Here is a 25,582-nt window from a genome sequence, read left to right as displayed (position 1 = left end):
ATCCGTGGGCGCCCAGCGGGCGGCCAACCATTACGGCAGATGCGGAAAACAATCGGGCCTGGGCATTAAACATATAGACCAGACTGCCGGGGGAACGACAGGACGTCAGGAGCCAAAGTGACCATGGGGACGCTCTATACATGTTGAATTTCTTGTGCCGGTTCTGCCTGGTGGCCATTGCCCTGGGCGCCTTTTCCATTTCGTCCTTCGCCGCCAGCAAAGTCCAGCCCGTCGCCAGCCCCACGCTGTACGCCAGCCTCGCCCACGCCGCCCCGCAACTCAATCCCCAGGCCCTGAAAAGTGCCCTGAGCGCCATGCAATGCGCGGTAGGCAGCGGCGCCCGACAAGCCCGCCACCTGGCGGTGATCGACTACTCGCAGCCCTCCACCGAACGGCGTCTGTGGATCTTCGACCTGCGGACCAAAAAACTGGTGCTGCGCGACCTGGTGGCCCACGGGCAGAAATCCGGGGAAAACTTCGCTACCCAGTTCTCCAATCGCCTGGGCAGCTACCAATCCAGCCTGGGCCTGTTCCGCACCCAGGAAAGCTACGAAGGCAGCCATGGCTACTCGCTGCGCATGGACGGCCTGGAACCGGGCTTCAACGACCGGGCCCGGGACCGCGACATCGTGATCCATGCCGCCGACTACGTGAACCCCTTGTGGAGCCAGCGCCAGGGCCGCATCGGCCGTAGCCAGGGCTGCCCCGCGGTGCGCCCGCAAGTGGCGCGCCAGGTGATAGACAAGCTCAAGGATGGCCAGTTCATGTTCTCCTGGTACCCGGACCAGCGCTGGTTGAAAACCTCGCCCTACCTCAACTGCCAGCCACGCCAGGTGGCGAGCATCCTCAGCGCCAACGGCGGCTGAGCAAGCCGGCCGGATGCTCGGCGCCTGCCCTCTTCGCAGTTGCGCCGCACGCCGGCGGCGAGATACCGTTACCGACCTGGAACGCCACCTCGCCCGAGCTCCACGCCATGCCTTCGCCACATGCCCTGCTTCTGCAACAGCCCGGACCACGCCCGGCGTTCTACCGGGTGGCCGAACACCTGTGGGGCGCTGGCTGCAATGTGGATTCCGATGGTGACAGCCGGACCGCCGACGATGACCAGTGGACCGAGCTGACCCTGATACTGCGCAATTCCAGCCAGCAACGGCTGGACATCGAGCCACTGTCCCTGGCGCCCCTGGTCCTGCTGATCCGCGCTTCCCAGGCGGACCTGGGGCAAAAGGCCGCACAGTTTATCCAGTCGGTGGCAGGCGGCACACTCCAGGCCCCCATCAAGGACCGATAAGGATCACGCCCTGCCCCCGCAGGCGCTGTCCTTCACGACAGGCAGTACTCCCATGACTCCACCCGAAATCGACTTTTTCCCCGACTTCATCGCCGACCCGCATCGGCTGTTCAACCACCTCAAGGACTCCGTGCTGTGGGACGAGCGCATGCGTGCGCGCAAGACCGCCAGTTTCGGCGCGCCCTACGACTACTCGCAGATCACCTACCCCGCCGTGCCGATGCCCGAAGCGCTGGAGCAGTTGTGCGGGCCCATCGAGCAACTGCTGGGCTTTCGCCCCAACAACTGCCTGCTCAACTGCTACCCCGACGGCCACTCCTCCATGGGCTTTCATTCCGACGCCAATGAACAGTTGGTGACAGGCACCGGGGTGGTGATCGTCTCCCTGGGCCACGCCCGGGCCATGGTCTTTCGCCACAAGGAAAGCGGCGCCACCTTCGACTACAGCCTGGCCAGCGGCTCGCTGCTGCACATGTCGGACGAACTGCAGAAACACTGGCTGCACGCGATCCCCAAGGCGCCGGACGCCGGCGAGCGCATCAGCCTGTCGTTTCGCCAGCTCAAGACCGGGTAGTGCTGGACTCGGTCAGGATCGGCCCTTGACTCAAGGGCCGGGCCATCGACAATGCCCGGCTGTATTCAGCGTTTGCCCCGAGGCCCCATGCAGTTGCTTCCCTGGTCCTACCCCTGTCCCGAAGGCTTCACCCTGCGCGGCCTGCGCTCCGCGCCTTCGGGCAAGCCGCTGCTGCACTTCCTGCACGGCAACGGTTTCTGCTCCATGGCCTATCAGCCGATGCTGGCGCTGCTGGCCGAGTCCTTCGACCTGTGGCTCAGTGACGTCCAGGGCCACGGCGATACCGACCACGGCGGCCCGTTCCTGGGCTGGAACCGCACCGCGGAACTGGCAGCCGAGGCCTTCGAAGCCGGGCTCGATGCCTATGGCGAGGTACCGCGCTATGCGCTGGGCCACAGTTTTGGCGGGGTGCTCACCTGCCTGATCGTCGCCGAACGCCCGCAACTGTTTCGCAAGGCGGTGATGCTGGACCCGGTGATCTTCACCCCCTCCATGATCGGTTCCCTGGGCGTGCTGTCGGCCCTGGGCCTGAACCGCCGCCACAGCCTCGCGCGCAAGGCCGCCGCCCGCCGCCGGCGCTGGCCGGACCGCGCCGCCGCCAAGGCCGCGCTGGCCAACCGGGGCATCTTCAAGGGCTGGAGCGACGCGGCCCTGGCCGCCTATGTCGAACACGGCCTGAAGGACGACGAACAAGGCGTGGCCCTCAAATGCGCCCCCGAGCGCGAAGTGGATATCTACAGCTCCTTTCCCCGCCGCCTGTGGCGCTCGCTGCGCCAGGTGAAGACCCCAAGCCTGGTGATCCACGGCCGCGACAGCTACCCCTACGTGGCTCGCTCGATCAAGCGCTGGGCGGCCATCAACCGGCACCTGAGCACTCAGGTGATCGATGGCCAGCACTGCTTCATGCAGGTCGACCCGGCCACCAGCGCCCGCTCCATCCAGGGCTTTCTTCAGACCGAAGGCCGGTGAAAGCCGCGGGCCAGGCGCCCGCGACAGATGTCACCGTGCTATCATTGGCGGGTTTTCCAGGCAGGCCGTGCAACCTGTCGATCCTGGAAAGCACTGGACAAAGGCGCCGATCAGATGCGCCTGCCGCCTGCCTTGTGTGCAAAAAGCCGACGGTGCCGTGGGGCCTGGCCCCACCGCGCACCGCACCGATGCAAACCGCGACTCGCCTCGCCGGTTGTACTTTTTGCCGCCACAAGGAACACAGTCATGCTCTTGAGAACGATGAACATTTCCCGCCGCGCAGGGTTCAGCTTCGCCCTGATCGCCTTGCTGGCCCTGGCCCTGGGAGGTTTCTCCCTGCTGGAAATGCAACGCATGAACCAGCAATCCCTTGAGGTCGACCAGAACTGGCAGCCATCCATCGTTGCCGCCAATGCCCTGGCCCTGACCAGCACCCAGATCCGAACCCTGACCCTGCGCATGCTGGTGGTGCGCGACAGCGGTGACGTGCAGGCCTTGCTGTCGCGCCTCAGCGAGCTGGAGCAGCAGCAGGATCGGCAACAGCAGGCCTATGAAAAACTGATCAACGTCGACGACGAACGCGCCGCCTACGAGCGTTTTGTCGAAGCCGAGGCGCTGTACCTCAAGGACCAGCACCGGATCACCGACCTGATGCGCCAGGGCCACAAGGAAGCGGCGATCGACATCGTCGACGGCGGCCCGTTCCTGGCCAATGCCGACGCCATGCTCAAGGAATTGCTGACCATCATCGACGTCAACACCCGGGGCGGTATCGCCGCGGCGGCGCAAAGCAACCAGGTGTTCAAAGGTGCGGTGGGCATGGTCCTGCTGATCATGCTGGTCGTGGTGGCCCTGACCGTGGTCCTGGCCCTGTTCCTGACCCGCAGCATCGTGCGCCCCCTGGGCCAGGCCGTGGAGGTAGCGGAAACCATCGCCCGCGGTGATCTCGGCCAGAGCATCGCAGTCAGCGGCAAGGACGAACCGGCGCGCCTGCTGCACGCCCTGCAGACCATGCAGGCCAGCCTGCGCGGCACCCTGCAGCGGATCGCCGATTCGTCCAACCAGCTGGCCTCCGCCGCCGAGGAACTGCACGCGGTCACCGAGCATTCCAGCCAGACCCTGCACCAGCAAAGCAACGAAGTGGAACAGGCGGCTACCGCGGTCAATGAAATGACCGTCGCCGTGGAGGAAGTGGCGCGCAATGCGGTGAGCACCTCCGAAGCCTCCCAGGAAACCGACCGCACGGCCCATCACGGCCGCGAGCAGGTACAGCACACCGTCGACTCCATCGGCCAACTGGCCGAAGACGTGACCCAGACCTGCCAGCGGGTGGAAAACCTGGCGGTGGACGTGCGCAATATCGGCCAGGTGCTGGAAGTGATCCGCTCGATTGCCGAACAGACCAACCTGCTGGCGCTCAATGCCGCCATCGAGGCCGCGCGGGCCGGGGACGCCGGACGCGGCTTCGCCGTGGTCGCCGACGAAGTGCGGGCCCTGGCCCATCGCACCCAGCAGTCGACCCAGGAAATCGAAAGCATGATCAACACCATCGAGGAAGGCACCGAAGGTGCGGTCAGTGCCATGCGCAACAGCAACGAGCGCGCCCACCTGACCCTGGAAGCCGCCCGCGCTTCGGGGCTGGCTCTGGACCAGATCACCCAGGCCATCACCACCATCAACGAGCGCAACCTGGTGATCGCCAGCGCCAGCGAGGAACAGGCCCAGGTCGCCCGCGAGGTGGACCGCAACCTGATCAATATCCGCGACCTGTCGACCCAGACCTCGGCCGGGGCCAACCAGAGCAATGCCGCCAGCCAGGAGCTGTCACGCCTGGCGGTGGACCTCAATGCCCTGGTGACCCAGTTCAAGCTTTGACGCTTGCCGCTTCAGAAGGTGTAGCGGCCGATCACCTGCCGGACCCTGGCTAGCGCCACGCCCAGATCGGCCATGGCCACCGAGCCCAACGCCAGGCGAATGGCGTGGGGCACCGGGCCGGCGCCGACAAAGGGCTCGGCGGTGGACACCGAGACCTTCTCCCGCAGCAGCGCCATGGCCACCTGATCGGCCCGGACTTCCTCGGGCAAGGGCAGCCAGAGGAAGTAGGAGTTCGGATGGCTGACATAGGCCAGCCCGGCCAGGGCTTCCCGGGCCAGGGCCTGGCGGGCCTGGGCATCCTCGCGCTTCTGGTGCTCCAGGCGCGCCACCGTGCCGTCCTCGATCCAGGCACAGGCCATGGCGGTCATCACCCCCGGGGTGTTCCAGGTGCTGGTGCGGATCGCACGCTCGATCAGCGCCACCCAGGCCGGTGGCGCCACCACATAACCGACCCGCAGGCCGGTGGCCACATTCTTCGAGAACCCCGAGATGTAGACCGTGATCTCTGGTGCCAGGGCAGCCAGCGGCGCGGGAGGTTCCAGGGCCAGGAAGGCGTAGGCGGCGTCTTCGATGATCAGCAGCCCGTGGGCCCGGGCAATCGCCACCAGGCGCTGGCGCCAGGCCAGGTCCAGCACCCAGCCCATGGGGTTGTGCAGGGTCGGCATGGCGTATACCGCGCGCACCCGCCGCCGTTGGCACAGGCGCTCGAAGGCCTCCAGGTCCGGCCCCTGCTCGCTCAGGGGAATGGCCAGCAGTTCCAGCCCGTGGGCCTCGGCCACCACCTTGAACCCGGGGTAGGTCAAGGCATCCACCGCCACCACATCACCGGGCCTGAGCAACGCCATCAGGGTGGTCGACAGGCCGTGCTGGGCGCCGCTGACCAGCAGCACCTGCTCGCCCTCCACCACCAGCCCATGGCCTGCCAGGTAGCGCGCTACCGTGGCCCGCTCATGACTGCGCCCGGCGTGTGGCTGGTAGCGCAGCAAGGCTTCCAGGTCGCCGGTCGCCGCCAACTGGCGCAAGGCGCTACGCAGCAGTTCGGCCTGGCCGGGCAACGCCGGGTAGTTGAAGTTCAGGTCCAGGGTGCCCGGTGCCGTGGCGGGCTGGTCCACGCCCTGCCCTGGCGGCAAGGCGGTTTCCCGGACATAGGTCCCACGCCCGGTTTCACCGCTGACCAGGCCCATGGCTTCCAGCTCGGCGTAGACCCGCGATGCAGTGACCAGGGCCAGCCCTTCCCGCGCCGCCAGCTCGCGATGGGTGGGCAGGCGGGTGCCGGGGGCAAGGATGCCGGTACGGATATCGGCGGCAAAGGTGTCCACCAGTTGTTTGTAGCGGGCACGGGCCATAGGCGCTGTATCCATGACAATTTTTTGATTGTGCTGATTTTCAATCCTAGGATGGGCTCGACACAAGCCCCGCCGCTGCGGCCCCCCACTTCTTGAGCACTCCCCGAATGGAACGGACATCGACCCTGCAATCCCCAGCCCTGGAAAAAACCGCCAGTGGCTGGCTCAACGGCTTTATCGGCGTGCTGATCTTCAGCGGCTCACTGCCGGCCACCCGGGTCGCGGTGCTGGAGTTCGACCCGCTGTTCCTCACCGTGGCCCGGGCCACCATCGCCGGGCTCCTGGCGTTGTGCATCCTGCTGCTGTTCAAGCAGCGCCGTCCGAGCCGCGCCCAGCTCCTGCCCCTGACCATCGTTGCCCTGGGCGTGGTGCTGGGCTTTCCGCTGCTCACGGCCCTGGCCCTGCAGTACGTGACCTCGGCCCATTCCATTGTGTTCCTTGGCCTGTTGCCCCTGGCCACCGCGGTGTTCGGCGTGCTGCGCGGCGGCGAGCGGCCGCGCCCTGTGTTCTGGCTGTTCTCGGTGCTCGGCAGCCTGTTGGTGGTGGGCTATGCCCTGTCCCAGGGCCTCACGGCTTCGCCCGAGGGTGACCTGCTCATGCTCCTGGCCGTGATGGTATGCGGCCTGGGTTATGCCGAAGGCGCCAAGCTGTCGCGCACCCTGGGCGGCTGGCAGGTGATCTCCTGGGCCCTGGTGCTGTCGCTGCCACTGATGGCCGCACTGACCCTGTTCAGCATGCCCGCCTCCTTTAGTGGCATCAGCCTGCCGGCCTGGGTCAGCCTGGGCTACGTATCGCTGTTCAGCATGCTGATCGGTTTTGTCTTCTGGTACCGCGGGCTGGCCCAGGGCGGGATCGCCGCCGTCGGCCAGTTGCAGTTGCTGCAACCCTTTTTCGGCCTGGCCCTGGCCGCCGGCCTGCTCCACGAGCACGTCAGCCTGGGCATGCTCGGGGTCACCGTGGCGGTGATCCTCTGCGTGGTCGGGGCACGAAAGTGTTCCAAATAAGTACAAGGCAGTGGCAGCGCTTGCCGGGCTGCCACTGATTGCGCGGGGATATGAAGCAAGAGCCGCAAAGGGCTCGGGGGTCAGGTCGGAGAGATAGTCGCGAGCGCACCGAGCGCGATGGTCAAGGCTAAAAATCCAAACAAGAAAAACGCCATCTTAGTCATCAGGCCTCCTGAACAGTAGGTATGCGGTGCAGCGGGCCCGGTCTCCAGCCGTAAAGCCGGCCGGGCGCGCCATTTTCAAACCATGGCTGTTCTGATAACAGACGCAGATGCGCAAGAAAAATACGGATCAGATGCGCCGCGCCGGCCTCCGCTACCTGCTTGCTCGCCCTCGCACCACTTGCCCCCGATGCCATGCTGGAAGCAGAAAACCGGAGCACGCCGACGGGCTCCGGTGGCGGGGTTGGCCGATCAGGCCAGTTCTTTACGCAACTGACGGGCCGCGGTGACCATGTGCACCAGGGCTGCTTCGGTTTCCGGCCAGCCGCGGGTCTTCAGGCCGCAGTCCGGGTTGACCCACAGGCGCTCGGCAGGAATGCGCTGGGCGGCCTTGCGCAGCAGGTTGGCCATTTCCGAGGCATCCGGCACCCGTGGCGAGTGGATGTCATAGACGCCCGGGCCGATCTCGTTCGGGTAGGCAAAGGCTTTGAAGGCGTCCAGCAGTTCCATGTCCGAACGCGAGGTCTCGATGGTGATGACATCCGCATCCATGGCGGCGATGGACTCGATCACATCGTTGAATTCGCTGTAGCACATATGGGTGTGGATCTGGGTTTCATCACGCACGCCAGAGGCGCACAGGCGGAACACTTCGGTGGCCCAGTCCAGGTAGTGCTGCCACTGCGCCCGGCGCAGCGGCAAGCCTTCACGGAACGCGGCTTCGTCGATCTGCACGATCCTGATGCCGGCGGCTTCCAGGTCCAGCACTTCGTCGCGGATCGCCAGGGCCAGTTGCCGGGCCTGCACTTCGCGGCTCACATCCTCGCGCGGGAAAGACCACATCAGCATGGTCACCGGGCCGGTGAGCATGCCCTTCATCACCTTGTCGGTCAGGCCCTGGGCGTAGCGGATCCACTCCACGGTCATGGCATTGGGGCGGCTCAGGTCACCGAAGATCAGCGCCGGCTTGACGCACCGGGAACCGTAACTCTGCACCCAGCCGAAACGAGTGAACACATAGCCGTCCAACTGCTCGGCGAAGTACTCGACCATGTCGTTGCGCTCGGCCTCGCCGTGCACCAGCACGTCCAGGCCCAGGCGTTCCTGCACCAGCACTGCGTGGCGGATTTCGCTGTGCATGGCTTCGGTGTATTCGGCCACGCTCAGCTTGCCCTGCTTGAACGACTGGCGCGCCAGGCGGATCGAGGCCGTCTGCGGAAACGAACCGATGGTGGTGGTGGGGAACAGCGGCAGGTCGAGGCCGGCGCGCTGCTTGGCGATACGCTGGGTGAAGGCCGAGCGCCGCTGGCTGTCCTTGGGGGTGATGGCCGCCACCCGAGCCTGTACCGCCGGTTTGTGGATGCGCGGCGAGGCCGCGCGGCTGGCCTGTACGGCGCGGCTCTGCTCCAGGGCCTTGAGCACCGCCTGGGCCTGCGGCTGGTTCACCGCCTGGGCCAGTACCGCCACTTCCTGGCATTTCTGCACGGCGAAGGCCAGCCAGCTCTTGAGCTCGGCGTCCAGCTGGTCTTCACGGCCCAGGTCCACTGGGCTGTGCAACAGCGAGCAGGAAGGCGCCACCCACAGGCGCTCACCCAGGCGCTCATGGGCGTGCTGCAGGGTGGCCAGGGCTTTTTCCAGGTCGCAGCGCCAGACGTTACGGCCATTGACCAGGCCCAGTGACAGCACCTTGTAGGCCGGCAGGCGATCGAGGATGGTCGGGTACTGCTCGGGAGCACGCACCAGGTCGATGTGCAGGCCATCCACCGGCAGGTTCGCGGCCAGGCCGAGATTCTCTTCCAGGCCACCGAAATAGGTCGCCAGGAGTTTTTTCAGCGGCTCGCGCTGGATCTGGTTGTAGGCGCGTTCGAACGCGTTTTTCCAATCCTGGGGCAGGTCCAGCACCAGGATCGGCTCGTCGATCTGCACCCACTCCACACCCTGGGCCGCCAGGCGCTGGAAGATCTGGCCGTACAGCGGCAGCAGGCGGTCCAACAGCTCCAGCTTGTCGAACTCGGCGCCCTTGGCCTTGCCCAGCCACAGGTAGGTCAGCGGGCCGATCAACACCGGCTTGACGGCGTGCCCCAGGGCCCGGGCCTCCTCGACCTCTTCGAAGAGCTGCTCCCAGCCCAGCTGGAATTGCTGGTCGGCGCCGAATTCAGGCACCAGGTAGTGGTAGTTGGTGTCGAACCACTTGGTCATTTCCTGGGCGTGGGCACCGCCGCAGCAGCCGTCGCTGACGCCACGCGCCATGCCGAACAGGGTCTGCAGCGTGGCTGGGCCATGCTGCGGACGGAAACGCTGGGGGATCACGCCGAACATCAGGGAATGGGTCAGAACCTGGTCGTACCAGGCGAAATCGCCTACGGGCAGCAGGTCGATACCGGCGTTTTTCTGCAGCTCCCAGTGAGTCTTGCGCAGATCACGGCCCACGGCGCGCAGGCCGGCTTCGTCGAGTTCGCCCTTCCAGAACGCCTCTTGCGCTTTCTTCAGTTCACGGTCGCGGCCAATGCGCGGAAATCCTAGAGAATGGGCCAAAGCCATGACATGCAACTCCCCTGTGTTTGATGGGAGCCATTGTCGGCACTCGGCACTTGGTGAGACAAACTCATTTTAATCGCGATGATCACAAGTTCCATTCATGATCAAACAGGCAGATCAGACACTGCCGCAGGAGGCCGCGCGCCCTTCAGGCTCCTGCCCGGGGCGGCCCGGGCCAGCTACAGGCCTGCGACCCGGTGCAGATCTGCGCCCCCCTCAGCGGCGAGCCAACTTATACCTCAGGCAATCCTCGTTAAAGCTTTTGCGCAGTGCCTCGGGCTTGATCCGCGAGGGGCTGTCGTAGGTCTGCTCGGTAATGCCCAGGGCCATCATGCGCATCCAGCCCTTGCTGAACTTGTAGGTCTGGATCTTCTGCCGCGCCGCATACAGCGACACCCCGGACAACTTCAATTCCTGGGCCCTGGCGGCAGTGCCCGCCCCCCAGCTGCAGATATACCGGTCATTGGCCGCCAGCTCCCGGGCCTGGGCCGCAGAAGCCCCGCCCAACAGGGCAAACGAAGTCAGCGTAATCAACACATGGCGCATTTTGCGGTCACCTAACCACCTGAAAATAAAGTGATTTTGGCGACACTTCAGACTGCCCGGGGCCAGTACTGTGCCTTCTCGATCAAGGCAATGTGCCTGCCAATGCTGGCCACTCGCGCGGCACAGGCGCACCCGCCGCTGACGCCAGTCGATCAACCGCAACGCGCTGAAGCGGGTTTTTCCGCACCCCGTGGACCGGCTCGATAACCGACGCTGGCGACTGCACAGCCACTGCTGCACGCCCCGGTCCGCCTCCGACGCCCGCCCGCGACTCCAGAACCGCATCGCCACGGCTGCATCGCGCACGGAGGCCGAAACGCCAGTATTCCTACGAGGAATGCACGGATAAAAAACCTGCATTTTATTTATCGACCAGGATCTCCTAGCGTGGGCGCTCCCCCCTTGGAGAGACCGCCGTGACCGCTTCCCGCCCGCGCCTGTACGTCGATACCCAGTTCACCAGCCCCTATGCTCTGTCCGTGTTCGTGGTGCTGCGGGAAAAGGGTATCGACTTCGACCTGCTGCCCCTGGACCTGGACGCCGCGCAGAACCGCGAGCCGGCCTACACCCGCCTGTCCCTGACCCAGCGCGTGCCGACCCTGGTGCTGGACGATTTTGCCCTGTCCGAATCCTCGGCCATCGCTGAATACCTGGAACAGCTGTTCCCACACAACCCGGTCTATCCCCAGGACCTGCGCCAGCGTGCCAAGGCCCGCCAGGTCCAGGCCTGGCTGCGCAGCGATCTGCTGCCGATCCGCCAGGAGCGCACGACCCTGGTGGTGTTCTACGGCTGCAAGGGCGAACCGCTGTCGCCCCAGGCCCAAGCGGCGGCTAACACCCTGGTGGAGGCCGCGCAGGAGCTATTGGCGGATGGCCGCGACTTCCTGTGCGGCCAGTGGTCGATCGCCGATGTCGACCTGGCGCTGATGCTCAACCGGCTGATCCTCAACGGTGACCCGGTGCCGGCGAACCTGGTGGACTATGCCCGGCGCCAGTGGCAACGGCCGGCAGTGCAGGAATGGGTGCAGTTGCCGCGGCCGGCGCTGTAGGACCTGGAGCGCCGGGTGATGCGGCCATCGGCCGTTGACCTGACGCTGGCTGGGGAGTCTGCGGCTGGCGCGGCTAGGCTTCTTGCGGTTGGCGCAGGTAGGCGAACATGTGCTGGGCATAATCGGCCTTGCCCAGGGGCACACCGTTGTGCCGCAGGATGTTGTAGGCCGTGACCAGGTGGAAATAGAACTGCGGCGTCGCCCAGTTGCGCGCGAACTCCTCGCCGTTCATGTCGAAGGCAATACCGTTGTGCAGCTCGATGGCGATGGCCCGCTGGCCACTGCTGTCGATCAGCTCGCGGTCCGCCGCCGCCAGGAACGCCAGGGTGTCTTCGATCAGTGCCCTGGCCTCGGCCATACCGGCCGGCGCCTGCAATGCAGTCACAGGCTGCCCGCTCAGGCGCTGTACCGCTTCCCGGGCCTGGGTGCAGGCAAAACGCACCTGGGCCGCCAGGTCATACATGTCCGGTGCCAGCCGCGACTGCAACAGCACCTGGGGTTCGAACCCCCGCTCCCGGGCCTGCTCTTCGCCCTTGGCGAGAAAGCCCTCCAGGGCGCGCAGCATCTGGGCAAAACAGGGAACGGTGATTGCGTAGATCGACATGGGTGTTCCTCGATGAGATCAAGACACAGGGGCTGGGTGCTGCCCGTCGCCCCGCCATAAAAGCCGATGGATCCTAGCAGATGTCCCCCCTCTCTCAAGCCGCGGACAATGCCAGAAAAGTACCCCTGGGCCGATCCGGCTGGTATGGTGCGCCCCTTGAGAAATACACCGCCTGACAGTGAGGAAAATGACCTTGAGCAGTGAAGCAAAAATGACCGGGGACCTGTTCGAAGTCGACAAGCGCCTGGCCCTCAAGCCCATCGTCGATTTCAACAGCTACCTGCGCGCGGCCTTCGCCGATGGCCCCTGCTCCTGTGGTCGCTGCGTCGCCAGCCAGGGTGACGAGAGCGGCTACGACTACCAGCACACCTTCAACTTCGCCGGCCGGGTGGCCAACCGGCGCTTCGCCTCGACCGCCGGCAGCGATGTGCTGCAGGCCCTGAAGAAAGCCTGGCTGTCCTTCACCAAGGCCGAACTGCCGGCGAGCGGCGATCTGGACCTGGCAACGGTCAAGGAATTCGTCGACCCCCAACTGCACAAATTGCTGGTACCGCTGTTCGTCGCCAGCGGCCTGACCCGCGAAGTGGATGGCCAGTTGCAACTGCAGGCGCAAGTGGCGGCTTGAACAGCCGTACCGCCTAAAGCCAGCGCCGCACACGCTGGCGATACGCCGCAAAATCAGCCCCGAACAATTGCCCGAGCGCCCGTTCTTCGGGGTAGATCTGAAAGCGGTTCATGTACAGGACGAACCCCAGCACGCCGAGCAGCACCAGGGGCGAGGCCAGGTACAGCCCCCAGGCCAGCAGCCACAGGGCAAAGCCGACATACATCGGGTTGCGTGTGTACTGGTAGATCCCCGAGGTGACCAGGGCCGAGGCGCTGGCGGGCTTCAGCGGGTTGACCGTGGTCTTGGCCCGGCGAAAGGCAAGCCCTCCGGCCAGGACAAACAGCAGCCCGGCCATCACCAGCGGCAGCGCCAGCAACAGGCGTGTGCCCAAGCCCGGATCCAGGCCCGGCAACCCGCGCGCAAGCAGCCCCATCAACACGGCGAACAGGACCGCGACAAGGGGGGGTGGAATGCGGTTTTCCAAGACCTGCATGGTGCCTCTCTCCTCTGCCCGGGTTCAGGTCCGGGGCGTTACAGGTTGTCCGTCACCCGGCACAGCTTGCTGTCTTTCAACGGGGCCGCAGCATATTCCTTCGAGCCAAGCGGCGCCTGCTTGAGCATCACCGCGCACTTGTACATCCCCGAGGCTTCCAGCTGGTAGTCCATGCCTGCCTTGGGCACGAAGCTGAACAGGTTGTAGCACTGGTTGCCCAGGTAGTGGAACGCCATGGGCTGCCCGGCCGGCACCAGCACTTCGGTCCGGGTACCGGGCACTGCGGGAGTCTGCGGCGCCGCCATGCCCAGGCTTTCACCGTTACGGTTGGCGTAGCCGTCCCGGGCAGCCACCACGACCCCGGCACCGGGCAGGCGGAAATCCACACAGTCGGACCTGGGCACACCGCGCACCATGCCGTCGCTGATCACCCGCAGGCGCACGGTTTCGCCACCCGGCGGCGTGGAATAGGGCGTGGAAAAGGACCGCACATCGGTCAGGGCGCCGCAGCCGGCCAGCGCCAGCAACAGGCCGGCGAGACCCGGCAGGCGCACGCGCCCTATGCAGGTGTTGAGGGGATGAGGCGATTGACTCACTATGTCGCTCCTTGCGGGTCGGGTTCCTGGGCAGCTGCTGCGATCAGCAGCCGGCGTTTTATAAAGGGTTCACCCACTCGCGGCAATGCTGGCCCTGAAACTTCGGAAACCCTGACCATGCAAAACCAGCATCAAGGCAGTTGCCTGTGCGGCGCGGTGACTTACCAAGTGTGCGGCGCGCTGAAAGCCGTCACCCACTGCCATTGCCACAAGTGCCAGAAGGGCCACGGCGCGGCCTTTGCTTCCTACGCCAGTACGCCGCGTGCGAATCTGGAAATCCGCGACCAGAGATCGGCGCTCAAGGTGTACGAATCCTCCCCTGGCGTGCTGCGCCAGTTCTGCTGCCACTGCGGCTCTTCGTTGTTCTGGCAGGACATCCAGGGCGAATATCGCCAGTGGATTTCCATCGCCATTGCCACCCTGGACACGCCCTTCGCAGCCCCCAGGCAACAGCATTACTGCGTGGCCATGAAGGCCGACTGGTATGCAATCACCGATCAGTTCGACCAAGTGCAATAAGCCACGCCGCACCCAGAGGAATGCCCCTGTCATGACCCGGCACTTCAGCTACGTCTGGCTCCTGCCGTTGCTTGAACGCCCCTACGAATCGGTCGCGGCCGACCTGCCTGGCGCCCTCGCCGGGCTCAGGATAGAACCCCCGCCGGGTGAACCGCTGTGCCTGCGCCAGTTGCTGCTGAGCGCCCTGGGGTCCGGCTCCGAACACTGGGAGCACTGTGCTGTGGCATGGCTGGAAGCCGGCTTCCCGCTGGATCGCGAGCTGTGCGAAAGCCTGCTGCACCAGGTCTCGCAAAAAATGTTCAGCCAGCCCATCCGCCATCGGCTGACCAGCCTCGGCAAACGCTGGCTACGCCAGGACAACCAGGCCCGTACCCACGACTCAAACCCACGCCACTAGCGCGCCGCGACGTCCTTGGGTTTGTAGAAGCTGAAGCTGCCGATCTCGGTGGTCTTGATATAGGCCCGGGACCAGTCCGGCGAAACACTGCGGTCGTGAAAGAACAGAGCGCCGCCGGTACGGTCCTTGAGCTGCTGGTTCAGCGCCTTGCGGGCAATTTCCTTGGCGATGGTATAGCGGCCCTCTTCTTCCACCTGGTCGGGCCGACCATCGCACCACCAGGAGAACTGGCAGGGGCTTTTTTCCGAACCCTGCTTGACCACTTCGCACACCGTCCCGGGAAAACCCTCATGGCCCAGGCGGTTCAGAACCACATTGGCCACGGCCTCCATATCGGCGCTTTCACCGCCCTTGGCTTCCCAGTAGATGGTCCGCGACAGGCACGTGATGGCGTCGTCCACCGGGGCCTGGCCGGCCGGGTCCACGGCCTGCACTTCGTTCTTGGTGATGGGTGCGGCCTGGGGCTCGACCTTCGGGCTTTCCTTGTCCGCGGCTTTCTGCTCCAGCGCCTGGGCCTTGTCCTGGGCAGCGGCCTGGACCGCCGGCTGGGGGTCGGCGGCCCAGAGCTGGACTGCGGGCAACAACAAGGCAAAACACAGGGTCCTGACAATCCAGCGCATGATCGATCCTTCCCGAAAAACCTTTACCCCCTGCCAGCGCCGCCCCTGAACGTACCTGGCGGCAGAGCGGCGCAACCGGTTGCAGCATGGCCGGCACGATGGCGCGTCGAGGGGGAGCGAACGGGTCACCGGGGGCCATGTTGAATCGACCATGGGCCGCGCGAATCATTCCCTGGTGCCGCAAGCCCTGCACAAAGCCCAGGACAAGGCTCCCGTGGAAATTCGCTGGTAATGATAAGAATTCTCATTAGAATACCCAGCCATTCACGCTGAGCCGTATCAGGTAGTGGGAGCAGTGGGCGATGGAAACCGGAGACGACCAGCAACAACTCAGCGCGCTGTTCATTGCACAGCGCGGGGGGCTGATCCGCATGCTTGCGCGGGTGGTGGGGTGCGCCAACCTGGCCGAGGACCTGGCCCAGGAGACCTACCTGCGGGTGGCCAAGGCGCTCAACGCCCGCCCCATCGAGCACTTGCAGCCGTTCCTCTATCAGACCGCCCAGTACCTGGCCTTCGATCACCTGCGCAGCCAGCGCAGCAAACGCCGCTTCGAGTACCAGCCCACCGACGCCAGCCAGCTCAGCGAGGTGCCCACCGCTGCCCCCGGGCCGGAAAGCCATGTCCAGGGCCAGCAGCAGTTGCACTTGCTGCAACAGGTACTGGCCACCCTGCCCAAGCGCCAGCAACAAATCCTGGTTTTGCATAAACTGCACGATCTTTCGCAAAGCCAGATTGCCCAGCGCTTGCAGGTTTCCCTGAGCACGGTGGAAAAGGACCTGCGCCATGCACTCAATGCCTGCATCAAAGCCACCGACCGGCAGAACCCCGATGACTGAACACCTCAGCGCCCTCCCCGGCGACGCCATTCGCGAGCAGGCGAGCTACTGGTTCACCCAGCGTGAGGCCATGACCCACAACCTGCCGCTGCGCCAGCGCTTTGAACAGTGGCGCAACAGCCATGCGCAGCACGCCGAGGCCTACCGCGCCCTGGAAGACCTGTGGCAGGCCAGCGCCTTCGAACAGGCCCTGGAACAGCTGGCGCTGGGCCTGGACCTGCCGGCCGCGCCGGCCCCCGCCACGCCGCGCAGAAAACGCCACCGCACTCGCTGGCTGGCCGCCGCGGCCACGGTGCTGGTGATGCTCGGTGCCGGCTGGTTCGGCGACCTGCCACTGCGCCTGCAGGCCGATCACCTGAGCGCGGTCGGCGAACTCCAGCGCTTCGACCTGGCCGATGGTTCGCACATCGTGCTGGGCAGCGACAGCGCCATCAGCAGCGACTTCAGCAACGCCCGGCGGCGCATCCAGCTGCTGCGCGGCGAGCTCTATGTCGAGGCCTTCCACGACCCGTCCCGGCCGCTGACCATCGAGGCCGGCAGCGCCACGGTGACCGTGGTCGGCACCCGCTTCAGCGTCAGCCGCCAGGCCGACGGGGTGACCGTGGCCGTACGTGAAGGCCGGGTACGCCTGGCCGACGAAAACGGCCAGCAGAGCCTGCTGCAAGCCGGCAACTGGCAACAGTTGCAGGGCCACCAGTTGCTGCCCCTGAACCCCGAGGGCAGTGAACGGCAACTGGCCTGGATCAACGGCCGCCTGTCCTTCCAGGACGCGCCCCTGGCCCAGGTTCTGCAAGAGCTGCGGCGTTACCATCGCGCACCGATCCTGCTGTTCAACGCCGACGCGGCGCAGCAGAAAGTCAGCGGCAACTACCAGCTCGATGACCCGCAGGCCATTGTCCGGGCCCTGAGCAAAGTCACCGCCACCGAGCTCACCCGCCTGCCGGGCGGCATCCTGGTACTGCGCTGAAACACTGCCCGGGGGGGCTGAAAAAAGTTTTACGGCTTTGCCGAGGCCAACCCGTCAGGGTGTTTGCTTATGCAAATCATTCCTATTTCGTACGGAACTTCCATGCACCTTCCAACACTCACCCCGGCCCGCAGCATCCTCGCGCTGGCCATCTGCCTGGCCTGCAACCCCGTGATGGCGGTCGAGCCCACCACCGCTACCGGCAACCAGGCAACCGCCACCTACAGTTTTGCCATCGCCCGCCAGTCCCTGGCCAATGCCCTGGACCAACTGAGTACCCAGAGCGGTTTGCAGATCGCCTACTCCGCGGCACTGGCCCAGGGGATCGAGTCGGCGGGGGTCAGCGGACGCATGAGCGCGGAACAGGCACTGGGCAAACTGCTGGCAGGCACCGGCCTGGGTTTTGAACGCAACGGCGCCAACGCGGTGCTGCTGACGCGCCTGCCCCAGAGCAGCCAGGCCGTGGAGCTGGAGGCCACCCAGATCGTCAGCAACCAGTTGGGCACCGTCACCGAAGGCAGCGGCTCCTACACCCCAGGCACCATCGCCACGGCGACCCGCATGGTGCTGACCCCGCGGCAGACCCCGCAGTCGATCACCGTGGTCACCCGGCAGCACATGGAAGATTTCGGCCTCAACAACGTCGACGACGTGATGCGCCACACGCCGGGCATCACCGTCTCGGCCTACGATACCGACCGCACCAACTACTACGCCCGCGGTTTCTCGATCAACAACTTCCAGTACGACGGCATTCCCTCCACCGTGCGCAACGTCGCCTATTCGGCTGGCAACACCCTCAGCGACATGGCCATCTACGACCGGGTGGAAGTGCTCAAGGGTGCCACCGGCCTGCTGACCGGCGCCGGCTCCCTGGGCGCCACCATCAACCTGGTGCGCAAGAAGCCCACCGCCCAGTTCCAGGGCCACACCTCCCTGGGCATGGGCTCCTGGGACAACTACCGCAGCGAACTGGACGTCAGCGGGCCGCTGACCGAAACCGGCAATGTTCGCGGCCGCGCAGTGGCGGCCTACCAGGACAAGCAGTCGTTCCTCGACCACTATTCGCGCAAGACCTCGACCTACTACGGCATCCTCGAATTCGACCTGTCCCCCGACACCCTGCTGACCGTGGGCGGCGACTACCAGGACAACATCCCCAAGGGCTCCAGCTGGTCCGGCACCTTCCCGCTGATCAACGCCACCGGCGGGCACAACAGCATGTCGCGCTCCTACAACAACGGCGCGACCTGGAGCGGCTGGGAGCAATACACCCGCACCGCTTTTGCCATGCTCGAACACGACCTGGGGGATGGCTGGGTCACCAAGCTGCAACTGGACCACAAGATCAACAGCTACCACGCCGAGCTCGGCTCGATCCAGTTCGACGAGCCGCAGACCGATGGCACGGCCAAGGTCAACGCACAGAAGTACACCGGCGACACCACCAGCGATTCCGCCGACCTGTACCTGAGCGGCCCCTTCAATCTGTTCGGCCGCGAGCATGAACTGGTGCTGGGCGGCTCCATCGCCAACTCGCGCTGGACCGGCAAGGGCTACTGGTCCCCGGACTTCCCCGGGGGCAAGGGTAACGTGGTGGACTTCTACAACTGGCACGGCAAGATCGAACGGCCCATCTGGGGGCTGCCGGCCCAGCGCACCGACGACACCGTGCGCCAGACCGGCACCTACATGACCACCCGCCTCAACCTGATGGACGACCTGAACCTGTTTCTGGGCGGGCGCGTGGTCAACTATCACCTCACCGGCCTGACCCCGTCCTACAAGGAAAGCGGACGCTTCGTGCCCTACGTCGGCGCGGTCTACGACCTCGACGACCACTTCTCGGTCTACGCCAGCTACACCGATATCTTCATGCCCCAGGAAAGCTGGAACAAGGACAAGGACAGCAAGCTGCTCAACCCGGACGAAGGCCAGAACTACGAGCTGGGGCTCAAGGGCGAGTTCTTCGAAGGCCGCCTCAACAGCAGCCTGGCCTACTTCGAAGTGCACGAGACCAACCGCTCGGTGCCGGACGATGCCTACAACAACCAGACCCCGAAGCCGGACAACTACGCCTTCAAGGGCGCCAAGGCCGTGACCAAGGGGTACGAACTGGAGATTTCCGGCGAACTGAGCCCGGGCTGGCAAGTGCAGGCCGGCTACACCCACAAGATCGTGCGTGATGACGAGGGCGACAAGATCTCCACCTTCGAGCCGCAGGACCAGGTCAACCTCTACACCAGCTACAAGCTCAAGGGCGACCTGGACAAGCTGACCGTCGGTGGCGGCCTGCGCTGGCAGAGCGAGGGCTGGTATTCGGTCTACAACGCACCGCGCAAGATCAACGAAGACATTTCCCAGGAGGCCTACTGGCTGGTGGACCTGATGACCCGCTACCAGATCACCCAGAACCTGTCGGCGACCCTCAACGTCAACAACATCTTCGACAAGTCCTACTACACCAACGTCGGTTTCTATAACTCGGCGGCCTACGGCGAACCCCGCAACTTCATGCTCAGCACCCGCTGGGACTTCTGAGCCGGCGGCCCTGCCGGGCCACCCCGCCCGGCAGGGCACCAAGCAGCATCAGTGCCCGTCAGCCAAGCAGGCCCGCCTGCTTGAGCAGGTCCGCCAAGCCTGCGGGAACCAGCGGCGTCTGCTCGGTGAAGCTGGCGCTGCCCTGCCAGCGGGCCACGAAGGGCGCGCCATCGCTTTCCCGGGCATCGAGCTGGGCACGCTGGTAGACACTCGGGTCGTCGAAGCGGGCGTCGTAGACCTGGACGAACTCATGGCCGGGCTTGCCGGCATAGGTGAACAGGCTTTCCAGGGTGCCGATCAGGCGCAGGCTGTTGATCGACAGCCCCAGCTCTTCCTGTATTTCCCGAACGATTGCCTGGGCACTGTGCTCGCCAAAGTCGATGCCGCCACCCAGGGGGCGAAACAGCATCTGTTGCTTGTCGGCATCAAAGAACTGATTGACCAGGATCTTGCCCTGGTGATGGAAGATGCACAGCGCGAGCGCGCGGATGCGGGGTTCAGACATGGGGTGAAGTCCATTTGCCGAGACGAGGCGCGGCATTAGAACACGGCGCCAGGCCCCTCAGCCAACGTAAAAATACTTCACCGCCAAGGCCGGGACCTCCTCCATCGCCGACCACAGTTGCTCGTCCAGTTCGCCACTGATCAGCTCATGTTCCTCGTCGCTCAGCAGCCCGGGAATGTCCCACAGTTGCTCCAGTTGCGGGTGGCCTTCCAGGTGCGCGATCAGCTGGCGCTGGCGGCTGACCAGGGCCCGAGTGTTGCGCGCGCCGATCGCGGCCAGGGTGCTGAGCGCCAGCTCGCAGGTCTGCTGCCCCCAGTTGCAGAAGAACTGCAGGAAGCCGCCGTTGTAGCCGTCCGCCTCCAGCCGCCACAGCGCGACGATGGCCTGGTCGTCCGCCGGCAGTTGCTGCAGTTGCCAGTCCAGGGCCTTCAGGCGAGCCATGGACTCATCGCACAGGCATTCCCAGATCCAGTCGATGGCGTTGAGACTGAGCACCGGCTCGCCCAGGTGCGGCCAGGACACGGACCAGCCCCGATGTGCGATGGCAAAATCCGCCCGCTGCTCGGGCGTGGCCTCCCGCAGCCGGCTGTAACGGCTCAGGGGCTGGCGCAGCCGCAAGCCGTCGGCCCAACTCAGGCAGAGCATTTCATCCTCGAAGGCGACGTGGGTGATGGGGCTGAGGTTCATCAGGCAGGACCTTTGGGCAATCTAATTCAGTCGTAAGCGGTCGGACGGCGGCGCGGGCCGATGCCGTGGAGCACCGTGAACAGCCCACCGCCCAGCAGCCCCAGCAGCAGGAACGGAAAGATCCCACGGTTGAGCAAGGGGATCCAGTAGTCCAGCCCCGAAGCCCCCTTCAGGGACCCGGCGAACAGCCCCGGGGCGCCGGACAGCAGCCAGATCAGCACGCCACTGAGGCCACCGCCGACCACATAGCGCCAGCCAGTGGCGAGAAAGCGCTCCACCAGCCACAGCACCGGCCAACTGACCAGCATGCTGATCCAGGCACCGATCATGGCCCCCAGCAAGAATACCGGCAGGCTTTCCGCGCCCTTGGGATAGAGCGTTACCGCAACGCCCCCCAGGGTCAGCGCCCCCGACAGCGGCACCGCCAGCAGCCGCCGCAAGCCCTGCCCTCGCCCATGGGGCGGCACCGACAGCTGATCAATCCCACGGCTCAGCAGGCTGTACAGGCCAGCCAGGGCCAGCCCGCCCGCCAGCGGCAGCAGCAACAGCTGCATCCATGAAGTACGCACCAGCACCGTGGCCACCAGGCTCAGGATCAGGCTGATCCACAGGTAGCGCGCCCTGGCCTGCGGGCAGCGCCGCTCAGTCCACAGCAACAGGGGAATGCCCAGGACCATGGCGATCACACTGCCAAACAGAAACCCGGAAAACAGCTCCGTGCCATTCCAGCCCTTGATCAGGCCCTTGATCACGGCGTAGACCAGGCCAGCGCACAGGGGCAGTGCAAACAATCGCAGTTCGGCGTTGGGCCGCATGGGGTTCTACCTGGGGTGGCAACGGGTGCCGGGTTGAAGGAAGGAGCGTTTCTACACAAGTGCGGCGGACTAATCCAGTGCCGGAGAAACAATGCAACCTTGAGCCCGGCAATGGCTTATTGCTCAATATCGGGGTATACAGCTGGGCGAAAATTCATCCAGACATCCACCGTAAAAGACCACCCACCGCAAGTCGCTGCACTGCTGTCAGAGCAGAACAAGCATTGGCTTACAGGCAGCCGCCGAGTCCTGTTGCAAGCTCAACAGCAGCTCTGCGACCAGGGCGTGCCCAGCACGATCACCTTGGCACCTGAAACAGCTGGCGCCATTCCTCTGGACAGGCCACTCTGCCACGCTGACGCGGTCCTGTCAGCGCTCCGGCGCAGGTTGCAATGACCCAGCGTTGACCGATGCGATACGAAAGGAAACTTGACGTGCTGGCAAGACTGAACGGGCAGGAACTGCATTTCTTTGGCACACCCAAAGCATTCAATGCCATGGCACGAGCTATTCGCAAAGGCCGGCACGGCGACTCTCAATCAATGCCGCTGGAGCAAGAGCAATCCAGTTTCAGCACCTTGTTCCTGAGTTGCTCCGGTCAATCGAGCAGGATCTGGATTGAGCACAGCGAGGTTCATATCCAGTATGCCGAGGCCAGTAAAAACCGACTCTACCCTTGCCTCTCCATGCCCGCTGAAACAGCGCCGGGTGCGCTTTTTTTCATCGACAAGCGGCATCAGGATCACCCACCGCTGCTCACCGACGACTCGCTAAGCCTTGTGCTGCATGTCATCGCGAACGACGCCGATGCTTGAACTGCATCTGCAAGAGTAAACAGGCCCATGAAAATCTACCTCGACGACGAACGCCAAACCCCGCAAGGCTGGGTTCGCGCCTACTGGCCGGACGAAGTGATCGCGCTGCTGAAGGCCGGTGGCGTCGAGGAAGTCAGCCTCGACCACGACCTCGGAGATGATCAGCGCGGCACCGGTTACGACGTGATCCTGTGGATCGAAGAGGCCGTGGCCCTCAATGGTTTTCATCCGCCGCGTATTTACATCCACTCGGCCAATGCCAGCGCCGTGGAAAAGATGCGTGCGGGTGTGCAAGCGATCGATCGACTGGCCCGCAACAACGGATGCCGCCAATCAACCCATAACGCAGGCAACTGACCCCATGAGCGGCAACCTGTATGGATACATCCATTGCTTTGACCCTTCGCCGGCTGCCGAAGCGCACAATCGTGCGGTGCTGCAAAGCCTGCCAGTGACGGGGGCGCAGATCACCCGAGCGCTTTTCAGCGTGCTGCCAAACAGCCGGGGGCACTGCTACTTCGGGCATATGGTGCACTTCGCCACCTACCCCAAAGGCAGTTACATCTTCGATGATTCGTGGCTGGCCGAGTACGAAGCCCTGCTGGAGCGCCTGTTCTGGGACAACTCGGAGGTGGTGCATACCTACTGCGGCGAACGGCGCACCTGGAACTCCAGTAAAACCCACGGGCTCGAGCAACCGACAGGCTTGAAGATCAGTAACCGGAAGGTCTTCCCCTCCTACCACGACCTGGAGCCCGTCGACGACAGCGATGCGCCGACGCCGGGCAACAGCTGAGCTGCCAGCGCCCGCTTGATATTCGCGCTATGGGCTACGCAGAACCTGCGGCGAGCGGCGCCAGACTGAGCCAGTCGGCCCTCAACAACCCGTACTGCACCAGATCATGATGAGTCCCCAGCCAGTATCCCGCCTGCCGTGAAAGCCCTTCGCGGACAAAGCCCGCCCGCTCCAGCAATCTGAGGGACGCCAGGTTTCGCGGATGCACCTGGGCCTCGATACGGTTGAGCGCCATATGCTCGAAGCCCCAGCCAACCACGGCCTCCAGCGCCTCGGTCATCAGCCCCTGCCCTTGCGCCGCACGCCCCAGCTCGAAACCGACGGCGCAGCTGCGCCACTGCCGGTTCCATTTGAACAGGCCGCAGGTGCCCAGCAGGCCCGGTTGGTTGTGGCGTTCGATGGCCCAGCGCGTCCCCGGGTTGGGCAGGCTGCGCCAGCTGGCAAACAGCGCCAGCAGTTGCTCGGCCTGCGGGTAGTCGGTGATGGGGTCGGTGCCGAACCACTGCATGGCATCGGCGTCGCTGTGGATCGCGAACAATGCCGGGACATCGGCCGGGCACAGTTCCCTGAGGATCAGGCGCGGGGTGCGGATAACGGGAAAGTCGCTCATGTGGATACCGCCCTAGCCTGCCAGCTGCTTGCGCAGGATCTGCGCATACTCGTCCTTGATCTGCTCAAAACCGTACTTGTGCTCCAGGCGCTTGACGGTGAAGTGCCCACGGGCCATGTCCTGGTAGAAGTCGGTGAACAGCGCATTGATGGTGGCGCCGGTAAAGGCGCCGATCACCGGCACCGCCTGGGCCGCGAACTTGCTGGAGATGGTCACGCCGTAACGGCTGGCGACTTTCTCGATCAGCAGTGCCAGCCACTTGCCCACCTGCCCCGGCGACAAGCTGCCCACCGCCCCGGCACCGCGCTTGGCGGCAATGGCCGCCAGCTCCTTGGACAGTTGCTGCATGGCCTGGGTGGTGAAGCTGCGGGTGATGTAGTAGCCGGTTTCCGTGGCGTCGTCGGCCTGGCTGTTGCCGCCCATGGCGAACACTTCGATGCAGGCCTGCTTGGTGGCAAAATCCGCCAGATCGAAGCCTTCGCTGCGGGCCACATCGGCCACCGAGCGCATCATGATGGTGGTGGAAATGGGCAACTCGACAAACAGCGCGGCAAAACCGAAGGCCCCGCCCACAGCGCCGGAAGTGGCCGCGTACATCTTGTGCAGCAAGGTCGATGCCGGTTTTTTGGGCGCGTTGTCCAGGCTCCACAGCGCCGCATCGGCGGAGCTGTGCAGGGCCGCCACCACCGCGCCGTTGATCTTTTTCGCCACCACCGCCGGCAGCGCCTTGACCGCACTTTCGATGGGCGAACCCAGCAGCCCGGACAGGCGCGCCGTCAGTGAAGGCGACTCCAGCAAGCCGACGGCGCGCTTGAGGTCCTGGTAATCCGCGGGATGGTCTTTGATGCTCACAGGCGTCTCCATGGGTGGCTGTTCACTGCCTCGGGAAAGAATAAACCGTTGCCAGGCGGCGTCGTGGCTCAATTGCGCGTCCGGCGATAGGCAGGACTAAGGCTTGGCTGGCTCCAACAGCAGGTCCGCAGCCAGCGTCGGGTATTGGACCTTCATTCGCTCCAGGCATTGCAGCAGCAGTTGCGCGTCCCGGGGCAGGCGCCGGGACAATGCTTGCCAGCCGCTGATATGCAACTGTTCGGGCATTTCCACCAGCCCGGTAATGGCGTCCCAGAAGGCGTCCCAGTTACAGCCGTACCAATGGGGAAAACCCAGGGCATCGCGCAGCACCAGGTGCAGTTCAGCGGTGCTCGTCACCTGGCTCAGGTCGATGTGTTGCAGGGGCAGGCGGCTCATTCGTCATTCCTTGGGGTAATGGCTTGAAGGGGCTTTCGCTGGCTGGCCACAAGGGCTTCAGGCCAGCGGCTGGACACCCGGCTGGCGCTGCAACTGCTCCCAGCCCAGCTTGCAAAAGCTCTCCAGCAGCTTGGCCAGATGCGAACTGGCGGTCTGCGGTGACATCCCCGCCGCTTCGGCCAGGGCACTGGCGGACAGCGAGCTGCCATCGGACAGGATGATGAGCATGCCCCCCGCACCGGCTCGGCGAAGGTATCGCCGCACACTTCGATCCAGCCCGAAGCATTGTGTGCAAAAAGGTTCGTATAGTCGCACCGCACTGCGGCAAAGGAAATACGCCCCCATGGACCTCGAGCACCGCCTGCGACGCCAGGTACTGATCGCCCCCTGCCGGAGCTATGGGGTGGTGATCCTCGACACCTCGATCGTCAATGTCGCCCTGGAATCCATCGCCCGGGACCGGGATGCCGGCATCACGGCCCTGCAATGAGTCATCAATGCCTACCCCCTGAGCTTCGCCAGCCTGCTGCTCACCGGCGGCCTGCCGGGGGAGCGGTTTGGCGCCCGGGCGCG

The 25,582-nt window shown here is 64.9% G+C and carries 31 protein-coding genes and 1 pseudogene; 18 read left to right on the top strand and 14 right to left on the bottom strand.

The features are described from left to right. Window positions 1–140: 140 nt before the first annotated feature. From AC1RMG_RS02215 to AC1RMG_RS02190, 6 genes and pseudogenes are all read left to right on the top strand, one after another. A complete protein-coding gene (locus tag AC1RMG_RS02215; RefSeq protein WP_072452375.1) occupies window positions 141–866 on the top strand; it encodes a murein L,D-transpeptidase catalytic domain family protein in 726 nt (241 codons plus the stop codon). A 107-nt stretch (window positions 867–973) separates the two neighbouring features. Continuing rightward, entirely contained in the window at window positions 974–1,291 is a 318-nt protein-coding gene (locus AC1RMG_RS02210; protein WP_053157779.1) for a hypothetical protein, read from the top strand. Window positions 1,292–1,343: 52 nt separating this feature from the next. Then, a complete protein-coding gene (locus AC1RMG_RS02205) occupies window positions 1,344–1,865 on the top strand; it encodes an alpha-ketoglutarate-dependent dioxygenase AlkB family protein (protein WP_011060707.1) in 522 nt (173 codons plus the stop codon). 87 nt (window positions 1,866–1,952) lie between these two features. Further along, entirely contained in the window at window positions 1,953–2,834 is an 882-nt protein-coding gene (locus AC1RMG_RS02200) for an alpha/beta fold hydrolase (protein WP_041774176.1), read from the top strand. 27 nt (window positions 2,835–2,861) lie between these two features. Beyond that, window positions 2,862–3,851: pseudogene (locus AC1RMG_RS02195) on the top strand (MCP four helix bundle domain-containing protein); the annotation flags it as partial. After that, window positions 3,846–4,709: a methyl-accepting chemotaxis protein gene (locus tag AC1RMG_RS02190; RefSeq protein ID WP_370059491.1), complete on the top strand. Its 864-nt coding sequence runs from the start codon at window positions 3,846–3,848 to the stop codon at window positions 4,707–4,709. The pseudogene AC1RMG_RS02195 and the gene AC1RMG_RS02190, both read left to right, overlap by 6 nt. Before the next feature lie 11 nt (window positions 4,710–4,720). Here the strand turns inward: AC1RMG_RS02190 and AC1RMG_RS02185 are convergent, their stop codons facing one another. Continuing rightward, entirely contained in the window at window positions 4,721–6,055 is a 1,335-nt protein-coding gene (locus tag AC1RMG_RS02185; RefSeq protein ID WP_493168176.1) for an aminotransferase-like domain-containing protein, read from the bottom strand. Between the two features lie 107 nt (window positions 6,056–6,162). On the opposite strand from AC1RMG_RS02185, the gene AC1RMG_RS02180 reads away from it, so the two are divergent. Then, the gene (locus tag AC1RMG_RS02180; protein WP_077933867.1) at window positions 6,163–7,059 is read left to right on the top strand and encodes a DMT family transporter; all 897 of its coding nucleotides are present in this window, start codon (window positions 6,163–6,165) and stop codon (window positions 7,057–7,059) included. Window positions 7,060–7,472: 413 nt separating this feature from the next. Here AC1RMG_RS02180 and metE read toward each other — a convergent pair whose 3' ends face one another. Next, window positions 7,473–9,761 (bottom strand): 5-methyltetrahydropteroyltriglutamate--homocysteine S-methyltransferase, encoded by a 2,289-nt coding sequence (gene metE, locus AC1RMG_RS02175; RefSeq protein WP_493168174.1) that lies wholly within the window; start codon window positions 9,759–9,761, stop codon window positions 7,473–7,475. 213 nt (window positions 9,762–9,974) lie between these two features. Continuing rightward, window positions 9,975–10,304 (bottom strand): hypothetical protein, encoded by a 330-nt coding sequence (locus tag AC1RMG_RS02170; protein WP_019094991.1) that lies wholly within the window; start codon window positions 10,302–10,304, stop codon window positions 9,975–9,977. Between the two features lie 416 nt (window positions 10,305–10,720). Here AC1RMG_RS02170 and yfcF point away from each other — a divergent pair, with 416 nt between their 5' ends. After that, entirely contained in the window at window positions 10,721–11,353 is a 633-nt protein-coding gene (yfcF, locus tag AC1RMG_RS02165; protein WP_493168172.1) for a glutathione transferase, read from the top strand. Window positions 11,354–11,426: 73 nt separating this feature from the next. On the opposite strand, the gene AC1RMG_RS02160 is transcribed toward yfcF, so the two are convergent. Further along, window positions 11,427–11,957: a DUF1993 domain-containing protein gene (locus tag AC1RMG_RS02160; RefSeq protein WP_011060699.1), complete on the bottom strand. Its 531-nt coding sequence runs from the start codon at window positions 11,955–11,957 to the stop codon at window positions 11,427–11,429. Between the two features lie 187 nt (window positions 11,958–12,144). On the opposite strand from AC1RMG_RS02160, the gene AC1RMG_RS02155 reads away from it, so the two are divergent. Continuing rightward, entirely contained in the window at window positions 12,145–12,582 is a 438-nt protein-coding gene (locus tag AC1RMG_RS02155; protein WP_019094994.1) for a hypothetical protein, read from the top strand. A 13-nt stretch (window positions 12,583–12,595) separates the two neighbouring features. Here the strand turns inward: AC1RMG_RS02155 and AC1RMG_RS02150 are convergent, their stop codons facing one another. Next, complete coding sequence (locus AC1RMG_RS02150; protein ID WP_123473170.1) at window positions 12,596–13,057, bottom strand: methyltransferase family protein; 462 nt, start codon at window positions 13,055–13,057, stop codon at window positions 12,596–12,598. Between the two features lie 38 nt (window positions 13,058–13,095). Continuing rightward, window positions 13,096–13,653, bottom strand: coding sequence for a hypothetical protein (locus tag AC1RMG_RS02145; RefSeq protein WP_019094995.1), 558 nt, complete (start codon window positions 13,651–13,653; stop codon window positions 13,096–13,098). A gap of 117 nt (window positions 13,654–13,770) precedes the next feature. Between AC1RMG_RS02145 and AC1RMG_RS02140 the strand changes: the two genes are divergently transcribed. Further along, window positions 13,771–14,172, top strand: coding sequence for a GFA family protein (locus AC1RMG_RS02140; protein ID WP_401154721.1), 402 nt, complete (start codon window positions 13,771–13,773; stop codon window positions 14,170–14,172). 31 nt (window positions 14,173–14,203) lie between these two features. Next, entirely contained in the window at window positions 14,204–14,569 is a 366-nt protein-coding gene (locus AC1RMG_RS02135) for a hypothetical protein (protein ID WP_019094996.1), read from the top strand. On the opposite strand, the gene AC1RMG_RS02130 is transcribed toward AC1RMG_RS02135, so the two are convergent. Beyond that, window positions 14,566–15,189: a cell wall hydrolase gene (locus tag AC1RMG_RS02130; protein ID WP_493168169.1), complete on the bottom strand. Its 624-nt coding sequence runs from the start codon at window positions 15,187–15,189 to the stop codon at window positions 14,566–14,568. The two genes, AC1RMG_RS02135 and AC1RMG_RS02130, sit on opposite strands and share 4 nt — an antisense overlap. 302 nt (window positions 15,190–15,491) lie before the next feature. Here AC1RMG_RS02130 and AC1RMG_RS02125 point away from each other — a divergent pair, with 302 nt between their 5' ends. The 3 genes from AC1RMG_RS02125 (at window position 15,492) to AC1RMG_RS02115 (ending at window position 19,533) form a co-directional block, all read left to right on the top strand. Then, complete coding sequence (locus AC1RMG_RS02125; RefSeq protein ID WP_011060692.1) at window positions 15,492–16,025, top strand: RNA polymerase sigma factor; 534 nt, start codon at window positions 15,492–15,494, stop codon at window positions 16,023–16,025. Continuing rightward, window positions 16,018–16,992 (top strand): FecR family protein, encoded by a 975-nt coding sequence (locus AC1RMG_RS02120; RefSeq protein WP_123431002.1) that lies wholly within the window; start codon window positions 16,018–16,020, stop codon window positions 16,990–16,992. Before AC1RMG_RS02125 ends, AC1RMG_RS02120 begins: the two co-directional genes overlap by 8 nt. 69 nt (window positions 16,993–17,061) lie before the next feature. Continuing rightward, a complete protein-coding gene (locus AC1RMG_RS02115) occupies window positions 17,062–19,533 on the top strand; it encodes a TonB-dependent siderophore receptor (RefSeq protein WP_493168166.1) in 2,472 nt (823 codons plus the stop codon). Window positions 19,534–19,591: 58 nt separating this feature from the next. Here AC1RMG_RS02115 and AC1RMG_RS02110 read toward each other — a convergent pair whose 3' ends face one another. Genes AC1RMG_RS02110 through AC1RMG_RS02100 form a run of 3 tightly spaced genes read right to left on the bottom strand, consistent with a single transcriptional unit; the run spans window position 19,592 to window position 21,540 of the window. Further along, window positions 19,592–20,038 (bottom strand): NUDIX hydrolase, encoded by a 447-nt coding sequence (locus AC1RMG_RS02110; RefSeq protein WP_169893659.1) that lies wholly within the window; start codon window positions 20,036–20,038, stop codon window positions 19,592–19,594. Between the two features lie 57 nt (window positions 20,039–20,095). Then, window positions 20,096–20,725, bottom strand: coding sequence for a DMP19 family protein (locus AC1RMG_RS02105; protein WP_262213250.1), 630 nt, complete (start codon window positions 20,723–20,725; stop codon window positions 20,096–20,098). A gap of 26 nt (window positions 20,726–20,751) precedes the next feature. Then, entirely contained in the window at window positions 20,752–21,540 is a 789-nt protein-coding gene (locus AC1RMG_RS02100; protein WP_370058942.1) for a hypothetical protein, read from the bottom strand. Window positions 21,541–21,974: 434 nt separating this feature from the next. Here AC1RMG_RS02100 and AC1RMG_RS02095 point away from each other — a divergent pair, with 434 nt between their 5' ends. Genes AC1RMG_RS02095 through AC1RMG_RS02085 form a run of 3 tightly spaced genes read left to right on the top strand, consistent with a single transcriptional unit; the run spans window position 21,975 to window position 23,151 of the window. Beyond that, window positions 21,975–22,355: a hypothetical protein gene (locus tag AC1RMG_RS02095; RefSeq protein WP_065363708.1), complete on the top strand. Its 381-nt coding sequence runs from the start codon at window positions 21,975–21,977 to the stop codon at window positions 22,353–22,355. 27 nt (window positions 22,356–22,382) lie between these two features. Beyond that, entirely contained in the window at window positions 22,383–22,712 is a 330-nt protein-coding gene (locus tag AC1RMG_RS02090; protein ID WP_493168163.1) for a cyclic-phosphate processing receiver domain-containing protein, read from the top strand. Window positions 22,713–22,716: 4 nt separating this feature from the next. After that, on the top strand, window positions 22,717–23,151 hold the full coding sequence (locus AC1RMG_RS02085) for a hypothetical protein (RefSeq protein WP_493168161.1): 435 nt from the start codon (window positions 22,717–22,719) through the stop codon (window positions 23,149–23,151). A gap of 34 nt (window positions 23,152–23,185) precedes the next feature. On the opposite strand, the gene AC1RMG_RS02080 is transcribed toward AC1RMG_RS02085, so the two are convergent. The 4 genes from AC1RMG_RS02080 to AC1RMG_RS02065 all read right to left on the bottom strand — a co-directional run bounded on the left by AC1RMG_RS02080 (window position 23,186) and on the right by AC1RMG_RS02065 (window position 25,237). Further along, entirely contained in the window at window positions 23,186–23,761 is a 576-nt protein-coding gene (locus AC1RMG_RS02080) for a GNAT family N-acetyltransferase (protein ID WP_161466966.1), read from the bottom strand. Window positions 23,762–23,773: 12 nt separating this feature from the next. Continuing rightward, window positions 23,774–24,625 carry an EcsC family protein gene (locus tag AC1RMG_RS02075; RefSeq protein WP_125063153.1) on the bottom strand — a complete coding sequence of 284 codons (852 nt, stop codon included), beginning with the start codon at window positions 24,623–24,625 and terminating at the stop codon, window positions 23,774–23,776. 84 nt (window positions 24,626–24,709) lie between these two features. Next, complete coding sequence (locus AC1RMG_RS02070) at window positions 24,710–25,009, bottom strand: barstar family protein (protein ID WP_011060681.1); 300 nt, start codon at window positions 25,007–25,009, stop codon at window positions 24,710–24,712. 57 nt (window positions 25,010–25,066) lie between these two features. Next, window positions 25,067–25,237, bottom strand: a complete 171-nt coding sequence (locus tag AC1RMG_RS02065) for a winged helix-turn-helix transcriptional regulator (RefSeq protein WP_019095004.1) — start codon at window positions 25,235–25,237, stop codon at window positions 25,067–25,069. A gap of 115 nt (window positions 25,238–25,352) precedes the next feature. On the opposite strand from AC1RMG_RS02065, the gene AC1RMG_RS02060 reads away from it, so the two are divergent. After that, a complete protein-coding gene (locus AC1RMG_RS02060) occupies window positions 25,353–25,499 on the top strand; it encodes a hypothetical protein (RefSeq protein ID WP_019095005.1) in 147 nt (48 codons plus the stop codon). The last annotated feature ends 83 nt before the right edge of the window (window positions 25,500–25,582 follow it).

The sequence above is a fragment of the Pseudomonas sp. GW822-FHT04H02 genome, from assembly GCF_058800645.1.
The sequence above is the reverse complement of the archived record's forward strand: the minus strand, read 5'-3'. Positions and strand labels throughout refer to the sequence as shown.

What these genes read in the sequence shown, in the direction of transcription:
- AC1RMG_RS02105 (WP_262213250.1), bottom strand. Translation starts at nt 20,725, where the DNA reads ATGAACCTCAGCCCCATCACCCACGTCGCCTTCGAGGATGAAATGCTC.
- AC1RMG_RS02135 (WP_019094996.1), top strand. Translation starts at nt 14,204, where the DNA reads ATGACCCGGCACTTCAGCTACGTCTGGCTCCTGCCGTTGCTTGAACGC.
- AC1RMG_RS02180 (WP_077933867.1), top strand. Translation starts at nt 6,163, where the DNA reads ATGGAACGGACATCGACCCTGCAATCCCCAGCCCTGGAAAAAACCGCC.
- AC1RMG_RS02130 (WP_493168169.1), bottom strand. Translation starts at nt 15,189, where the DNA reads ATGCGCTGGATTGTCAGGACCCTGTGTTTTGCCTTGTTGTTGCCCGCA.
- metE (WP_493168174.1), bottom strand. Translation starts at nt 9,761, where the DNA reads ATGGCTTTGGCCCATTCTCTAGGATTTCCGCGCATTGGCCGCGACCGT.
- AC1RMG_RS02155 (WP_019094994.1), top strand. Translation starts at nt 12,145, where the DNA reads ATGACCTTGAGCAGTGAAGCAAAAATGACCGGGGACCTGTTCGAAGTC.
- AC1RMG_RS02170 (WP_019094991.1), bottom strand. Translation starts at nt 10,304, where the DNA reads ATGCGCCATGTGTTGATTACGCTGACTTCGTTTGCCCTGTTGGGCGGG.
- AC1RMG_RS02060 (WP_019095005.1), top strand. Translation starts at nt 25,353, where the DNA reads ATGGACCTCGAGCACCGCCTGCGACGCCAGGTACTGATCGCCCCCTGC.
- AC1RMG_RS02185 (WP_493168176.1), bottom strand. Translation starts at nt 6,055, where the DNA reads ATGGCCCGTGCCCGCTACAAACAACTGGTGGACACCTTTGCCGCCGAT.
- AC1RMG_RS02210 (WP_053157779.1), top strand. Translation starts at nt 974, where the DNA reads ATGCCTTCGCCACATGCCCTGCTTCTGCAACAGCCCGGACCACGCCCG.
- AC1RMG_RS02120 (WP_123431002.1), top strand. Translation starts at nt 16,018, where the DNA reads ATGACTGAACACCTCAGCGCCCTCCCCGGCGACGCCATTCGCGAGCAG.
- AC1RMG_RS02150 (WP_123473170.1), bottom strand. Translation starts at nt 13,057, where the DNA reads ATGCAGGTCTTGGAAAACCGCATTCCACCCCCCCTTGTCGCGGTCCTG.
- AC1RMG_RS02075 (WP_125063153.1), bottom strand. Translation starts at nt 24,625, where the DNA reads ATGGAGACGCCTGTGAGCATCAAAGACCATCCCGCGGATTACCAGGAC.
- AC1RMG_RS02200 (WP_041774176.1), top strand. Translation starts at nt 1,953, where the DNA reads ATGCAGTTGCTTCCCTGGTCCTACCCCTGTCCCGAAGGCTTCACCCTG.
- AC1RMG_RS02115 (WP_493168166.1), top strand. Translation starts at nt 17,062, where the DNA reads ATGCAAATCATTCCTATTTCGTACGGAACTTCCATGCACCTTCCAACA.
- AC1RMG_RS02125 (WP_011060692.1), top strand. Translation starts at nt 15,492, where the DNA reads ATGGAAACCGGAGACGACCAGCAACAACTCAGCGCGCTGTTCATTGCA.
- AC1RMG_RS02190 (WP_370059491.1), top strand. Translation starts at nt 3,846, where the DNA reads ATGCAGGCCAGCCTGCGCGGCACCCTGCAGCGGATCGCCGATTCGTCC.
- AC1RMG_RS02100 (WP_370058942.1), bottom strand. Translation starts at nt 21,540, where the DNA reads ATGCGGCCCAACGCCGAACTGCGATTGTTTGCACTGCCCCTGTGCGCT.
- AC1RMG_RS02110 (WP_169893659.1), bottom strand. Translation starts at nt 20,038, where the DNA reads ATGTCTGAACCCCGCATCCGCGCGCTCGCGCTGTGCATCTTCCATCAC.
- AC1RMG_RS02205 (WP_011060707.1), top strand. Translation starts at nt 1,344, where the DNA reads ATGACTCCACCCGAAATCGACTTTTTCCCCGACTTCATCGCCGACCCG.
- AC1RMG_RS02090 (WP_493168163.1), top strand. Translation starts at nt 22,383, where the DNA reads ATGAAAATCTACCTCGACGACGAACGCCAAACCCCGCAAGGCTGGGTT.
- AC1RMG_RS02065 (WP_019095004.1), bottom strand. Translation starts at nt 25,237, where the DNA reads ATGCTCATCATCCTGTCCGATGGCAGCTCGCTGTCCGCCAGTGCCCTG.
- AC1RMG_RS02215 (WP_072452375.1), top strand. Translation starts at nt 141, where the DNA reads ATGTTGAATTTCTTGTGCCGGTTCTGCCTGGTGGCCATTGCCCTGGGC.
- AC1RMG_RS02140 (WP_401154721.1), top strand. Translation starts at nt 13,771, where the DNA reads ATGCAAAACCAGCATCAAGGCAGTTGCCTGTGCGGCGCGGTGACTTAC.
- AC1RMG_RS02070 (WP_011060681.1), bottom strand. Translation starts at nt 25,009, where the DNA reads ATGAGCCGCCTGCCCCTGCAACACATCGACCTGAGCCAGGTGACGAGC.
- AC1RMG_RS02160 (WP_011060699.1), bottom strand. Translation starts at nt 11,957, where the DNA reads ATGTCGATCTACGCAATCACCGTTCCCTGTTTTGCCCAGATGCTGCGC.
- AC1RMG_RS02085 (WP_493168161.1), top strand. Translation starts at nt 22,717, where the DNA reads ATGAGCGGCAACCTGTATGGATACATCCATTGCTTTGACCCTTCGCCG.
- AC1RMG_RS02080 (WP_161466966.1), bottom strand. Translation starts at nt 23,761, where the DNA reads ATGAGCGACTTTCCCGTTATCCGCACCCCGCGCCTGATCCTCAGGGAA.